The organism is Methanogenium marinum (assembly GCF_028912405.1).
GTDB lineage: Archaea > Halobacteriota > Methanomicrobia > Methanomicrobiales > Methanomicrobiaceae > Methanogenium > Methanogenium marinum.
Window position 1 is genome coordinate 1,213,755 of record NZ_JAKELO010000002.1, and the last position, 14,368, is coordinate 1,228,122.

Here is a 14,368-nt window from a genome sequence, read left to right on the forward strand (position 1 = left end):
CCCTCCTCTCACGGCAATGCAATAACTCATGAAAAGGAAATGTATTAATGGTTGTTATTTTAGGCGAATAACAGAGTCTGGATACTATCTCAAAGAAGCAATTAAAGGATGTCCGTTGATAAAATAAAAGGGATTTACGGGAATATATCCACACAAACCCTGAGTGTGGGATACCAGGGGGAGAATACTCCGATTCTATCCCAAATCAGAGACAGCAATCCACCTCAGATGTGATACCAGATATTTACCCCGGCCGTCACCGGCTTATTTTCCTCGTTCAGGATGGCAATGGCAAGATCATCATCACCTTCCCGGGTGTAAATGCCGGACGTCACATCACAATACCGGACTACCGGATAATAATCCCCGGCATTGGTCATCATCTTGGTTTTGAAGTTCACCAGCTCATCAGGTGTTAAAAATAACAGCGTGACAGGACCGGATGCATCCACCTCAACACGCAGTGCCTGAAAATAATCCCCGTTTTTACTCGGTTTAAACGACTGATACCCCCCCAGTCTCCCGATTGAAACACTTCCTTCACGCCAGACGGACCATTCCTCGACATCCTCTGCGATGACAGGCGTCAGTGTCGGCTCAGCAGGCAAAACTACCAAAGACATCTCTGTCGCCTCGCCATAATCCGTACAGCCACAGATCACACAGAAGGCGCACAGAACAGCTACGACAGAGATTGCAGCAACGTTCACATTCATCAGTTCACCTCTTCTGTCAACTGGGTTGATGTCAGGGAGGGTTAATCGTTCACCTGAATGCAATTCCCCGGAACAGACCTTCAGGCATCCGGCCCGTCAGAAAAAGAAAGAGCCTCTGGTCACTCCACCGGCAGAGATCCGGGAGGGAAGATGCCATACGTCATACGGCTTGGATCAAACCCTGAGAGGCGGACAGAATCCCCCTCTGCTGTCATTCCCAGACCGGAGAGTGCCCCCGATGAACAGATGACATTCTGTTCCGGATGAGTACCACGCTCTATATCCGTCCGTGGCATGATGGAAGAGGCAACTGAGAGCACCATCCGCAAACGGGCTGATCCCGGATGCCCTTTGGGGAGCACCACCAGAGGCTGTCGGTAGGTACGCACCAGTTCACAGAGCATACGGGCCTGTTCCGGGTCACCACCCTCCGGTGCCGACACAACGATCAGATCCCCGCGGTGCACACCCTGGAATACCTCCGCATCTGTTGTCTCAATAGGAAGCGCAAACGTCTCCGGTGACCGGGCGACCAGAAAAAAAGAAGCACCTCCCCGGATGAGAAGATACCCGGAGGAGAGGAGGACCTTCATACCTCAGTCACATTCTCAGACTGGCACGATGGGCATACCGGGTGGCGGCCGATTGCCTCAAATAGTGCTCCGCAGTCATTACATCGATATTTTTTCCCTTTCAGCCCTTCGTCGAATTCTACGTCAATAGGGCCACCTGTTGAACACATCTGGTATCACCAGTTCCTCTTACGGCACCACCGGATATAATCCTGATGATCCCCTGTTCAGCTCTATTTTTTTCAGGTAAGAACCATCACCGGGTCAGTCTTGGACGGGGCAACACCGGCAAACCGGAAGGTACCCCCGCCGGGCAGGATGACCGTGAGCACAAATTCACCTTTTACCGGGATTTCCTCTCCATCCGGCAGGGAAGCTTCAATCGTGAACCGCTCATTGTCTTCCAGAAAGAGATCACCATCCGCTGCCGCAGGCATCCGACGGATAATGCCCCAGGTGCCTGCTGCAGGCGATGCAGTCACGAGCGGGTCCGCTGCAGATAACATGGATATGGTATCCGGTGTTGCAACCGTCACCTGCACCGCAGAGAAATCAATCAGATCACTTCCCGCAGGAATCGCAAATGTCACCCGGAACGCACCGAGGCTCTCCCCCCGTTCCACACCGTGAATGCTGCCCACCGTCACCACTGTTGTTCCCGCCTGATTGACACCTTTCGCTGCCACCGACTGGGTCTTATCTGCCGAAAAATACCCAAGGTCCAGAATGACCATGGAAAGAACCGACGCGGCCACAATGGCGGTAATAAGAATGATGGCCGCCTCTATCCCCACCATCCCGTCTTCATCCATCCTGTTCCACCGTATCATTATATGTTTGTCCCACCTCAGAATGCCAGATTGAATATAATCAGTGCGATGACAAGCATAATCACCGCATGCTTCACCCCTGCCTTCACCGAGCCCTCACCCATCTGTCCTGCAATCAGCCCTGAGAAAAAGGCACTGATAAGACATGCATGAAAAAGCAGACGAGATATTACAGTAAGTGAACCTCCCTCTGCAATAGACATGAGGGATGAAGGCACATTATCAAGACTTCCCCCTGTTGCCATATCCCGCAGAATGGACAGGAAGTTCCAGTCCAAAACGACCACGACAAAGACAAAGACCGCGTAGGCGAGGTAGATGACGATGATATAGATGATCATATCGCCAAGACGCTCTCTTTTCAGAGTCTCAGACATCCGGGCATCGTTTGCGGCAATCGCGAGAATCTCTGCAATATCTCCGGTCATTTCACTTGCCTTGGTAATCAGCGTCACATCACGGGCGATGGCCGCTGTCTGCACCCGGTGTTCAAACCGGACAAGAGCATCGGAAAAGAGACCACCCCAGTCAAGATCACGTTTTATTCGGTGGATTTCATAAGATATAAGCCCCAGATTGGTCTTTTCAAGGACGGAAATGGCCCGTGCCGGTGTCAGCCCGACACGGTTTATGCCGGAGAGGCGGGAAAGGAATTCCGGAACACTTTCTTCAATACCGCGGACCTTCCGCCTCCAGATTTCAAAGAGTGCAGCGTAGGGCACAAGGACAATGAGAAGAGCGATTATCAGGTGGTCGTCAACCACATTCAGATAGAGTTCAAAGTCCTGATACTGTGGCACCACGGTATAGATAAACACAAGATAGCAAAGCATCACGGGAACGGAGATAAGAAATGTCCGTTTCGCATCGATCATAAACCAGTCGAGGGGATGACGGATAAATTCCCGAAGATTCCTCCACCGGTCACTGCGATGAAGAAGGGAAAAGAGACTTTCATCACCCTCCTGTTTAATCACATGCACATCCCGGAACTCACGGAGCACAACCTTTCTGGTCACCCGCCGGACATCATCTGTGTGCAGGGAGATCATATCCACAAAGATAATGAAAATGAGCGAGCCGATGGGAATCAGCCCGTAAATGACCGCTGCCATCTGGACAATGGATGTCGTCCCCATAAGACCCACCACTACCATGATGATGATGAGAAAAAGCGGCCCTGCCACAAAGAGGGTCACATAGGACTCTCCTACGAGCTGGAGGGTGGAAAGAAACTGCTGCTGCTGGAACCGGGCATCGTCCTGATACACCCGTACCCGGGACCCGAGGAAACTCGCCACATTCCCGCCGGACTCAATTATTGAGACAAAATCCTCGAGAAAGTCCTTCAGTTTTTCAGACGGCGTCGTAAGGGAGAGATTCCGGATAGCACTGACGACATCAACGCCAAAATACTCCGTGTCCCGCACCACCTGCCGGCACTCATATGCCACCTCGCCATAGATATCAGCATTTTCGGAGAGGGATTTGAATATCGGAAGAATTTCTGCCCCGCCCCGGCGCATCGCATACATATAGCTGACCGCATTGTGCAGAGTCAGATTTATCCGGACGGAGCGGTTGTCCTTCATCATCCCGGGATACCGGAGCAGCAGCTGATAGATACAGAGTGTCGCTATGATAAAGAAGAGGACGGCAACAAGACTCCGCTGCAGCATCTCCGGCAACGTGGGCTGGGCAATATTGATCTCAGGTATCACCGTGCCAAATATATTGAAAAGGCTGGTATGCACCTCGGGGAAGAAGAGCATCATCGCAATCAGGTAGCCCATTATACCAATGATTGCTCCAAAGACGACAGAGACAAGCACACAGTAGGTAAGATACTGCGCAATTGTCATCCCTGTTCGTGCGGAGAGAAGATTCTGGCGCACGGACTGATACTTTTCCGGACGCCGCCCGATGGCCCATTGTGCATACCTGTCGATGATCATATCAATGCCTGGCTCAGGTCATCTATCGAATCCATCACAGCGTCTGCATCGATCTCATAGGCCCGGAGAAGGCGTGAAACCATAATATAGTCTGTGATATCCTGATCTTTCATCCCATTCAGAACTGCGATGCGGCGGTTCACCTCACGAGTGAGAGCCTCACGCGTCCACCCCCGTTGCTCCATGATTGCCGAATAGACAACCGACCGTCCGCTGTAGGTGAACACATCCGTCACCGGGTTATACTCAAATACTGTGTTCACCCGGAGATTTCCGGTGCCCGGGTCAATGCCCGCAATCTCTACGATTTCAGTTGCCCGACGGACCCGTTCCCGCCCGATATAGGTGAGAGCCTGAATGCTCACAATATCCAGTGCCTGCACCATATTCCGCGGCACATTCAGAGGCTGGTTTTCCAGCCGGTGAATAGCAGCATCCACATTATTCGCATGCATCGTCGAGAAGGTGGTATGCCCCGTGTTCATTGCCTGGAAGAGCGTCTGCGCTTCATTGCCCCGGACCTCACCCACAATGATATATTCCGGCCGCTGGCGCATCGCCGCCTTCAGGAGGTCAAACATATCAATTTTGGATGAGGATGAGTCGGCAATCGCATCCCGGGTGACCGATGCAATCCAGTTATCGTGGAAGAGAGTTATCTCACGGGTATCTTCAATGGAGACGACCTTTGAGAGGGAGGGGAGGAAAAGAGCGACTGCATTCAGGGAAGAGGTCTTCCCGGATGCTGTCCCGCCCACAAAGAGGAGATTCTTGTTATTCTCAATCCCCATCCAGAAATAGGCCAGTGCCTCTGCAGGGAAGGTGCCCCGCATTAAGAGCTCGACCGGGGAGAAGGGTTCTTCACGGAATTTCCGTATCGTAAACGATGTCCCGCGGGTCGTCACTTCACTGCCATAGGTGAGCTGAAGACGGGAGCCGTCCGGAAGGGTGGCATCCAGAACCGGGTTTGAGATGGAGACATGTTTTCCCGACCGCTGGGAGAGACGGATAGCAAGCGAGTTCAGGGATTCTTCATCAAACGAGACATTGGTCTTCACATTACGGTAGGTGCGATGGTAGAGAAATATTGGGATCCCAATACCGTCACAGGAGATATCCTCAAGGTTCGGGTCCATCATCAGCGGCTCGAGGCGGGCCCAGCCGAGGAAATTACGGTTCATGTAGTACATGACCCGGTAATAGGATGGGAGAGAGAGGACAACACCGTAGTCGTCCAAAAGACCGATGGTCTTTGTGCGGAGCACAACCTCCCGGTCCTGTGTCACCTCATCATCCGTGAGAATCAGCACATCCCTAAGGTCGGCATGCAGGCGTTCGACGATTTCATACTCAAACTCGCTCAACTCCGGTTCATTGAGATGGTATTCATGCTGTCGGGTCACCCCGTTTAGTATGATCATCACCTCAGAACAGCCGGGAACAACCCAGTACTGCTCCGCAAGTGTGTAGCCATCCGGGACATCGGCATGGACAAGCGACCCGTGAATTGCCATATCGTAGGGGTCGGCGGTTTTATCCTTACGGTGCAGGAGGCTCGCCAGAATACCGGTGCGATTTTTTGCCTTCTTTGTTTTCTTCGCCTTTTTCTTTGGTTCGGCCGCCTCATTCAAAGATGGTTTTGCATCCGCTGCACCTGCCGCCAGCACCGTTGTTTCCGTGTTTTCCACCGATGCACCCCCCTCAGGAGCGTCAGGGATCTCCGGAATATCGGGTATTTCAGAAACCGCATAAGATTCAGATTCAGCCCCCGGTCCAGGATATTCCTGCATCACGGGTGCATCGTCCCCGTCCATTTTCTCGGACGGCTTCCCCTCAGGGAAAGACAGATCCTCAGGAAGTTCGGATTCATAGAAACTCACCCGCTCTGCAGGTTCCGGCCCGGAGGATTTCTCCCCTTCGATGGTTTCAGACAGTCCCGTATTTCCACCGGGAACACGGCTATCCAGGGTCAGAGGACGCACATCCTCCACGGACTCTGGTGTGACAGGTGCATTTTCCCCTTCTGCATCCTCTTCCAGTATTGTATTCTCTCCAGCCATATCTCCTCAATCCCCCAGCCAATCGCGGCGGAAACCGGGACAGGTGTTCATATCAAAACAATTGACTTCGCGTGTTATAAAAATGTCCCACCATGAGCATAACGAGCATTTAACAAAAAATATTAAACCATTTGCCGATAGAGCAAATGTATGCAGGATTCTCGAATGAAGCACATGCCAACAGGAATTCCTTCCTTTGATCCGGTTCTGAACGGAGGAGGTCCCCTGGGTTCGGTGATCCTTCTTTCCGGTGGGCCAGGTGGTGGTAACGTGGAGTTTGCATATAGTTCAGTTCTCTCCCACGCCCGGAGACAGAAAAACGACCAGAATACAATTCCGGACAATATCTGTAACCCGGAGGAAATCGTCTATTTTACCTTCACAAAACTCGAATCTGCAATCCGCCGCGAGATAGAACTCTCCTTCCATGCTGATGCCGAAATATTTGACGGAACAGTGCGGTTTATCGACCTCTCAAAAATATACTTTGATGCCTCAGTGGTCCCCCGGGACTGGTACAGCAACGTCGATATCGTAGAGAACATCCGGAACAGACGCCAGGAACCGGAGAGCCTGATAGGCGAAATCACCAAACAGTTGGGAACAATTGCTGAAGGCAGCCTGATTATCTTTGATTCTCTCACCGACATCGCCACCGGGGCCGTCAGTGAGAGCGAATGGCGCCAGTTCATCGGTTTTCTCCGGGGACTCCAGCGTATCTCCAAGCACTGGAAGACAACATATTACCTCCTCATCTCGGATGCCATCCTTGAAAAACGGAGGATGGCAGAGATCAAAGACTGCTGCGATGCGGTGATTACCTTTGAATGGGAGGATACCGGCGGCAGGCGTCGGCAGCGGGTAATGTTTATTGAGAAGTTCCGCATTGTTATGCCATCGCTTGAAGAACAGGACTTTGTGAAGTTTGCCGTCAGGATCACCTCAGACGGGGGGTTTGAAGTAAGCAACATCAGAATGGTGGTATAGGAAAAATGGAACGTATACAGTTTGGCATCAGTGGCCTGGATGAGATGTTTGGCGGGGGACTCATAAAAAACAGCATCTGTTCACTGATTGGAACGTACGGAACCGGCAAGACGACATTCGCCCTCCAGTTCATCTATGAAGGTCTGCGCAAGGGTGAGAAGGTGATTTACTTCAGTCTGGAAGAACGTGAAGACCGCATCTATGACGTGATGGCAGACCGGCGGTTTCGGATTGACAAGTACCGGAATGAATCACTCTTTGTGATAAAACTCGACCCCACCGACTTCAATCTCTCGATTAATTCCATTAAAAATGACCTGCCGGACCTGATCTCAAAGATTGGGGCCACCCGGATAGTCATTGACCCCATATCACTCTTTGAAGGAATTTTTGATGACCCGTCCGAGCGGCGAAAAGAGATGTTTTATTTCACTGAACTCCTCCGTGACCTGGATGCCAATTTCCTTCTGACCAGTGAAAACAGCAGCACTGATACCTACGCAAGCAAATACGGCCTCATTGAATACCTTTCAGACACTGTCGTAGTCCTCCAGTATATCCGGCCAAAAGACCTCAGCGAGGTGCATACGTCAATTGAGGTGGTTAAGATGCGGCGGAGCAACCACTCCCGCGAAATAAAACCGTATGAAATTCTTCAGGACCGGATAAACGTCTACAACGAAGCCAGTGTCTTTTAGAAAAAAGGAATCTCTCATTTAACAGAAAGGGTTCTTCCGGGGTTTTCCCGGAAAATTTTTCTCATCTCTTCTATTTTCTTATACCGTTATTCCCACGACATTGAGCAGCAGAAGGACGACAAATCCCGGTATTCCCCCCAGTGCACAGATGAGAATGGATGCAATGGAGAGGGGGATGTCCCCCATTCCAAATATATTGAAGAAATTGAAGGCCAGCAGCATGATGATACCCACCACTGAGTTGATTATAAGTTTGGTGACGTTCTTCAGGAAGAACCAGAGCGCCACTGCTATCACAATAGCAATGACCAGTGTGAGGACAGTTTCGATCATTCCTGTGTACCAATGATATGAAGGTTCTTGAACCTTACTTCGGGCAGGGTCATACTCCCGATTTCCCGTCGTTCTTCACCGGCACCGGCGATATCTGTAAGCATATCAAAGAGGTTTCCGGAGAGCATGGCAGAGCGAATCGGTGCACCGAATTCTCCTCCCTCAATACAGGCGGCATTGGAGAGTTCAACCGAGAAGTCCCCGGTGATGGTGTTTGCCGTGTGAGCGCCGATAAGGCCGTTTGCGAGAACCGCCTTTTCCTCACGCACTTCATCGCGGCGGGCATCGAGTTTCAGGCAGTGCACACCAATTGCGGGGGCACCACCGGCACCACTCCTGACCGCACTGCCGGTAGTTGTCTCCCCATAGCGGTATGCCGTCCGGAGGTCGTAGGCAAAGGACTGCACCGTACCATCCCGGATGAAATCAAGTCTCCGCGTGGCAACCCCGTCTGCGTCCCAGCGGGTTGCCCCTGAACCATCATACGGGTCGTCATACAGGACAAGGGAAGGGTCCATGCAGGGAACACCCTTTTTGTCGGCTAAAAATGACCGGCCGGCGTGAACCGTTCTGCCTGAGAGAGCGGGCATAAGAATTCCCCCTACAAGCTGGGAAAGCGCCATCGGTGTAAGGACAACATCAGACGCACATGATTCGATACCACCGGCACCGGCCCAGTAGTCCGCCTGAAAGAGTGCCTCTTTTGCCACCTTGTCGGTGTCAAGATCGTTGAGGTGACTCACGTGGTCAAACTCATAACCGGTCGAGGTCCCGTTTATCATTTCAAGTGAAGCGGAAGCGGATGTTGCATCGTGGGTGTACAATACACCATTCGTGTTTGCAATCAGAGATGAGCCCCTTCCAAGGGAGACACCACCCCCCGCGATCTCTGCTTCGCCGTTCTCTGCTGCTGTGCACAGAGATGTTATGAGATCAGATGCCGTGTCGGCGTCCGGTATAAGAGACGGGTCATACACATCTATGTCACGGGAGAATGTGACCGGTTCCGGCAGACCGCCCCATGCCTGCGGGTCGGATATCCGTCCGGAAGCGATGGCAGCAGTAAGACAGTCCTCCCAGCGGGCAGGGGACATTGTCATTGAGGCACCGATATGCCCGTCTGTGATTGTCCGGATGGCCATTGCCCAGGTGACTGTCTTCTCTGCCTCTCCCACCTGACGACGGCGCAGTTCAAGCGAGACATGGTCTGAGACACCGAGGTATACCTCAGCCTCGTCTGCCTCATGCCGGGCCTTTGCCAGAACGGTCTCCACGAGATCTGTATAGTCCGTTACATTATGCATGGCGACCACCTACCACTGCGTTTCTCAGAAGAATATGCGGTGCTCCGTCGGTGACGGGCACACTCTGCCCACCCTTTCCACAGTATCCCGGTGTCATCTTCCGGTCAGTCCCACAGAGAGCAATATTGTGCATCGTTGAGAGAATGTCTCCTGATAGTGACACATCCCGCACCATGCCAAGCTTTTCACCATTTTGAATCAGGTATCCATATTCGGCATTGAACTGAAAGACGCCCCTGCCCGGATCCACCTGTCCGCCACGGGAGCCCTTGAGAAGAATTCCGTTTTTACAGCCTTCCAGAATTTCGTCCATTGTGGAGTCCCCGTTTTCAATGAATGTATTTGACATCCGGACGATAGGGGAAGAACTCCCCTCTGCACGGGCGTGGCCCGCAACACCATCGCCCACCGCAGCAAGTGTTTCACGGCTGTGTAGGTAGTTTTTCAACACCCCGTCCCGGATAATCTCGGTACGCGTTACGGCACTGCCCTCGGCATCAACCGGCATAAACCCGAATTCAGGAAGGGTGGGATCATCGACGATGGTCACAACGTTGTTTGCAATCTGCTGTCCTATCATGCCTTTTATCACAGATACTCCCTCTTTCACAAGGTCCCCCTCACTTGCATGACCGATTGCCTCATGGGCAAAGACTCCTGCGAGTTCCTGGTCAAGGATGGCATTCATGGTGCCGCCCCGTGCCGGTGCCGCGTCCAGAAGCAGGAGAGCACGTTCGGCGGCTTCCCTGCCTTTCTCCTCTTTGTGGCGCATGTTCAGCCCGGTAATGGCATGCTCACTCTCCCGTGCCATCTGCATCTCACCACCTCTGCCTGCAACCGCAAGAATGGAGTAGCCTGACCGAAGGGATTCATACCGGTATTCATTCCCGGAGGAGTTCATGAACCACACCGTTCCCTCAGACTCGATATACCGGGCACGGGTGTTCACAATTCCCGGTATCCGGGCGGCAGACTCAATGGAGGACAGAATTTCAGTCTTCTCCTCTAAAGATACTTCACGCGGATCCTCTTTTATTGCGGGAACCGGTAGAACACCGGTCTTTACATCAGCGAGTTCCACCCGTTCTCCCGTCACTTTCGAGAGAGAAAGGGCTTCTGCTACCGCCTGCATCAGGCCACTCTGTCCGGCTTCAGAGAAGTTGTCTATCGCAACCATGCCCCACCCGGTGGCACCGAGTGCACGGACAATAGCCGTATCGGCAAATGACTGTCCCGCGGCCTCAATGGTCCCGTTTTCTATATCAATATGGGTGGACGTCCCTGCCAGATGGCGGACATCATAATATCGTGGTTCTTCTGTTGCCATTGAATAAAACCTGCTGGAGCATGTACGCACCTGCATTTAAAAAAAGATATGGGAAATGGTTCGGAAAAATGAGACTGTGTGTAAATATTCGGGAAGGGGAAAATACGCAAAAAATGGGGATCACCTGCAGTGATTACACACTGACAGGTTTGGGAGCGGGCTTGTCAGCAAAAGCCTTCGCCCGGCGGGATGACATCTCTTTTATCTTCGCGATGAAGTCTTCCTTGCGCTCAAATACCAGAGCGTGCTCAAGGACTTCTTCAATGGTTGTGACAGGAACAATTTCAACCATCTTCGCATACCGCTCTTCAATGACGACGTCATCAAGGTTTGACTGCGGGATGATGACCTTCTTGATACCGGCCTTTGCTGCTGCCTCAATCTTGTAGGTCACCCCACCTATCGGAAGCACATTGCCGCGGACGGAAAGCGATCCCGTCATGGCAACGTCCTGGCGGACGGGAATGTTCTCGATTGCACTGATGATAGCGGTTGCAACCGTCACCGAGGCAGAGTCACCCTCCACACCATTGTAGGTGCCAAGGAACTGAACATGGACATCCATGTTCCGTATGTCTTTGCCGGTGAAATTCTTGATGATGGCACTGACGTTCTTGATGGATTCCTGTGCAATCTCCTTTAAGAGACCGGTTGCAATCACCTGGCCGGTGGCACCCTGGGTAGGAGTCACTTCAGCCATAATCGGGAGCACCGACCCGGAGTCACTGCCCATCACCGCAAGACCGTTCACGCGGCCCACGAGCGCACCCTCGACCACCGTGAGATCATATTCAAGGGACCGGCGGATGTACTCGTCAGAGACCTGATCCTCGATGGACCGGGCCATGCTCTTTGCGTCCAGCACATGTTTTGCGGTGGCAATCTCCGCTCCTTCCTGCCGGGCCAGATCGCCCGCCACACGGATGAGACCACCCATGTCACGCAGTTTGAGGGTAAGATGACCCTTCCGGTTGGACCGGCGACGTGCCTCAAGCAGGAGCTCTTCAATAGCCTCGTGGTCAAAGTGCGGAATTTTACCGTCGTTTTTGACTTCCTGGGCGATGAAACGGATGAACTTGTCGCGGTTCTCCGGCGTATCAAGCATCGTCTCCTGCATATAGACCTCATATCCGTAGCCACGGATACGGGACCGGAGTGCCGGATGCATCCCCTGCACACCGTCCATATTACCCGCTGCAACCATCACAAACCGACATGGAACCGGCTCTGTGCGGACCATTGCCCCACTAGAGCGTTCACTCTGCCCGGTGATGGGGAACTCCCCTTCCTGCAGTGCGGTCAGAAGACTCTGCTGGGAGTGGGGAGTGAGGGTGTTAATTTCATCGATAAAGAGCACACCCTTGTGCGCCTTGTGAATGCCACCGGCTTCAACACGGTCGTGGGCCGGTGTCTCCAGCCCGCCGGACTGGAACGGGTCGTGGCGGACGTCACCTAAGAGGGCACCTGCATGGGAACCGGTGCCGTCGATGAAGGGTGCGATGGAGTCAGGCTTGGTGGAGACAAGGAGTTTGGGGACCATTGCCTCCTCTTTTGGCCGTGAATACTGCATCGCCATGAATATGAATGCTGCTGCAATGATACCAAACAGAAGCTGCCCGGAGATCAGAGCATAGCCCATGATACCGAATATCAGAAGCAGAATAAGCGTGCTTCTGGTCTTGGTGCGCTTCATGGCCTCCTGCTTGTGGGCACCCACGATCTCCTTCCCTTTGCCGGACGGAACCGTCCGGACCACAGGTTCATTGGGATCTTCTGAATTTGGGTAGATGAGGATGTCCTGCATCTCTTCTTTTGGGAGAAGTTCTGCCATCGCCTTTGCGAGCATCGATTTACCGGTTCCCGGTATTCCAATCATCAGGACATGACGGCGCTGGATGGCTGCCTTGCGCATCACCTCAACCGCGTGTTCCTGTCCAATCACCTGATCAATCAGGGATTCAGGGACAGATATCTCACCCGAATTTGCCACTTCAGAGAGTGGCACGGGATTCTCTTCCAGGGAATCACTCCCCGCGCTTTCAGTTTTTTCTGCATCGGTGTCCAGCCCCTCCGGTGAATCGGGGGCGGCCGTTGGAACCGTGTCCGGTGCAATGACGGGGTCCTCTGGTATCGTATCTTGAGAAATGTTTGAATCAGTCATATCGTATCCGGACCTCACTTTCGACCGGTAGTGCTTTAGTAATCTATTTTGATACTTTAAGTACTTTCTAATACGGGTAATCCAGATGAAGGTCGCATGTACAGAAAAATCCCAGATTCTGGGCTCAAAAGTTGCAAAAACACTTGGTTTGCCACTTGTTTATTCACAGTTCAAAGCTTTTCCGGACGGAGAATTATACCTCAAAACAGGGGCTCTGGACGGAGAAACGCTGCTTGTATCAAGCACCGCTGACAATCAGTCTTTGGTCCAGCTTTTGCTGATGATCGATGCCTGTGACAGAAGTGAGATCACCCTTGTCCTTCCTTATATGGGATATGCACGGCAGGACAAGCGATTCAATGACGGAGAACCGATAAGCAGCCGGGCAGTTGCACGGGCACTCTCCGCGGGTGTTTCCCGGGTCATTACGATTAATATCCACGAACCCTCGGTACTCTCCCACTTCCGGGCACCGGCTATAGATATCACTCTCGCACCGGAGATGGCACGGTGGGTTGCATCCCTTGGATGTGACGAACCCATCATCCTTGCACCGGACAAAGGGGCAGTGATATTCGCATCAGAAATAGCAAAACACGGCGGATGGGAATACGACCATCTCTCAAAGACCCGCCTCTCGGGTGAGGAGGTCAGGATTGCACCGTCGTCTGTTGACGCAAAGGGACGTGACATCGTCATCACCGATGACATCATCTCAACGGGAGGAACCCTTGCCACCGCAGCAGGAATGCTGAAAGACGGCGGGGCACGGTCCGTCCATGCTGCCTGTGTGCACGGGGTCTTTGCCTCCGGCGGGTTTGCCCGCCTCGCAGCAGCAGGTCTTGCATCGATTGCTGCCTCTGACACCATTGAATCCGCAGCATCATCCTACACAGCAGCAGGGATGATTGCTGAAGCAATGCGGGAATAATGGACGAAAAAGGAGACGAAGAGAACAAACGGGTGGTGCTCGATGCATCCGTTTTTTTTGCAGAAGTACCGGTAGATGGGGATATCTATACCACCCCGGATGTTCTGGACGAGATAAAGACCCAGACGGCCCGGATGCGTCTCGCATTGCTTGAAGAACAGGGTCTCCGTGTCCATGCACCTGGCCCTGAGGCGCTGGCAGAGGTATCTGAGGCCGCCCGGAAAACCGGGGACCTTACCGTCCTCTCAGAGACAGACACCGGCATTCTCGCCCTCGCCGTTGAACTCAACGCAGCAGTCATGACCGACGACTTTGCAGTGCAGAACACAGCACAGCGTCTGAAAATCCCGGTTATTCCTATTCTGCAGCGGCGGGCGAAAAAACGAACATGGAAATACCGCTGCACCGGATGCGGACGTTTCTGGTCCGCCCCGGGCGAATGCCAGATATGTGGTGCAGAGATCCGTCGTGCAAAGTCCGGAAAAAAGTATTAG

Annotated in this window: 14 protein-coding genes; 4 read left to right on the plus strand and 10 right to left on the minus strand. The window is 52.7% G+C overall.

From position 1 onward, the window contains the following. Positions 1-224 precede the first annotated feature (224 nt). The 6 genes from L0665_RS06270 to L0665_RS06295 form a co-directional block, all read right to left on the minus strand. The gene (locus tag L0665_RS06270) at positions 225-716 is read right to left on the minus strand and encodes a hypothetical protein (protein ID WP_274924841.1); all 492 of its coding nucleotides are present in this window, start codon (positions 714-716) and stop codon (positions 225-227) included. Between the two features lie 119 nt (positions 717-835). Further along, on the minus strand, positions 836-1,309 hold the full coding sequence (locus L0665_RS06275; protein ID WP_274924842.1) for a hypothetical protein: 474 nt from the start codon (positions 1,307-1,309) through the stop codon (positions 836-838). Then, positions 1,306-1,458, minus strand: coding sequence for a hypothetical protein (locus tag L0665_RS06280; protein ID WP_274924843.1), 153 nt, complete (start codon positions 1,456-1,458; stop codon positions 1,306-1,308). The genes L0665_RS06275 and L0665_RS06280 overlap by 4 nt, the downstream gene beginning before the upstream one ends. Positions 1,459-1,530: 72 nt before the next feature. Next, positions 1,531-2,118: a hypothetical protein gene (locus L0665_RS06285; RefSeq protein WP_274924844.1), complete on the minus strand. Its 588-nt coding sequence runs from the start codon at positions 2,116-2,118 to the stop codon at positions 1,531-1,533. A gap of 17 nt (positions 2,119-2,135) precedes the next feature. Next, positions 2,136-4,073, minus strand: a complete 1,938-nt coding sequence (locus tag L0665_RS06290; protein WP_274924845.1) for a type II secretion system F family protein — start codon at positions 4,071-4,073, stop codon at positions 2,136-2,138. Then, complete coding sequence (locus L0665_RS06295; RefSeq protein ID WP_338036424.1) at positions 4,070-6,133, minus strand: ATPase, T2SS/T4P/T4SS family; 2,064 nt, start codon at positions 6,131-6,133, stop codon at positions 4,070-4,072. Before L0665_RS06295 ends, L0665_RS06290 begins: the two co-directional genes overlap by 4 nt. Positions 6,134-6,283: 150 nt before the next feature. Here L0665_RS06295 and L0665_RS06300 point away from each other — a divergent pair, with 150 nt between their 5' ends. Continuing rightward, complete coding sequence (locus tag L0665_RS06300) at positions 6,284-7,120, plus strand: RAD55 family ATPase (protein ID WP_274924846.1); 837 nt, start codon at positions 6,284-6,286, stop codon at positions 7,118-7,120. Between the two features lie 5 nt (positions 7,121-7,125). Then, positions 7,126-7,818, plus strand: a complete 693-nt coding sequence (locus tag L0665_RS06305; RefSeq protein WP_274924847.1) for a KaiC domain-containing protein — start codon at positions 7,126-7,128, stop codon at positions 7,816-7,818. Positions 7,819-7,896: 78 nt separating this feature from the next. Here the strand turns inward: L0665_RS06305 and L0665_RS06310 are convergent, their stop codons facing one another. From L0665_RS06310 to lonB, 4 genes are all read right to left on the minus strand, one after another. Continuing rightward, positions 7,897-8,151, minus strand: coding sequence for a pro-sigmaK processing inhibitor BofA family protein (locus L0665_RS06310; protein WP_274924848.1), 255 nt, complete (start codon positions 8,149-8,151; stop codon positions 7,897-7,899). Then, complete coding sequence (locus tag L0665_RS06315; RefSeq protein ID WP_274924849.1) at positions 8,148-9,455, minus strand: TldD/PmbA family protein; 1,308 nt, start codon at positions 9,453-9,455, stop codon at positions 8,148-8,150. The genes L0665_RS06310 and L0665_RS06315 overlap by 4 nt, the downstream gene beginning before the upstream one ends. Beyond that, complete coding sequence (locus tag L0665_RS06320) at positions 9,448-10,782, minus strand: TldD/PmbA family protein (RefSeq protein WP_274924850.1); 1,335 nt, start codon at positions 10,780-10,782, stop codon at positions 9,448-9,450. The genes L0665_RS06315 and L0665_RS06320 overlap by 8 nt, the downstream gene beginning before the upstream one ends. A 133-nt stretch (positions 10,783-10,915) precedes the next feature. Beyond that, positions 10,916-12,943 carry an ATP-dependent protease LonB gene (gene lonB, locus L0665_RS06325; RefSeq protein WP_274924851.1) on the minus strand — a complete coding sequence of 676 codons (2,028 nt, stop codon included), beginning with the start codon at positions 12,941-12,943 and terminating at the stop codon, positions 10,916-10,918. An 85-nt stretch (positions 12,944-13,028) separates the two neighbouring features. Between lonB and L0665_RS06330 the strand changes: the two genes are divergently transcribed. Further along, positions 13,029-13,874 (plus strand): ribose-phosphate diphosphokinase, encoded by an 846-nt coding sequence (locus tag L0665_RS06330; protein WP_274924852.1) that lies wholly within the window; start codon positions 13,029-13,031, stop codon positions 13,872-13,874. Continuing rightward, positions 13,874-14,368, plus strand: coding sequence for an NOB1 family endonuclease (locus L0665_RS06335; RefSeq protein ID WP_274924853.1), 495 nt, complete (start codon positions 13,874-13,876; stop codon positions 14,366-14,368). Before L0665_RS06330 ends, L0665_RS06335 begins: the two co-directional genes overlap by 1 nt.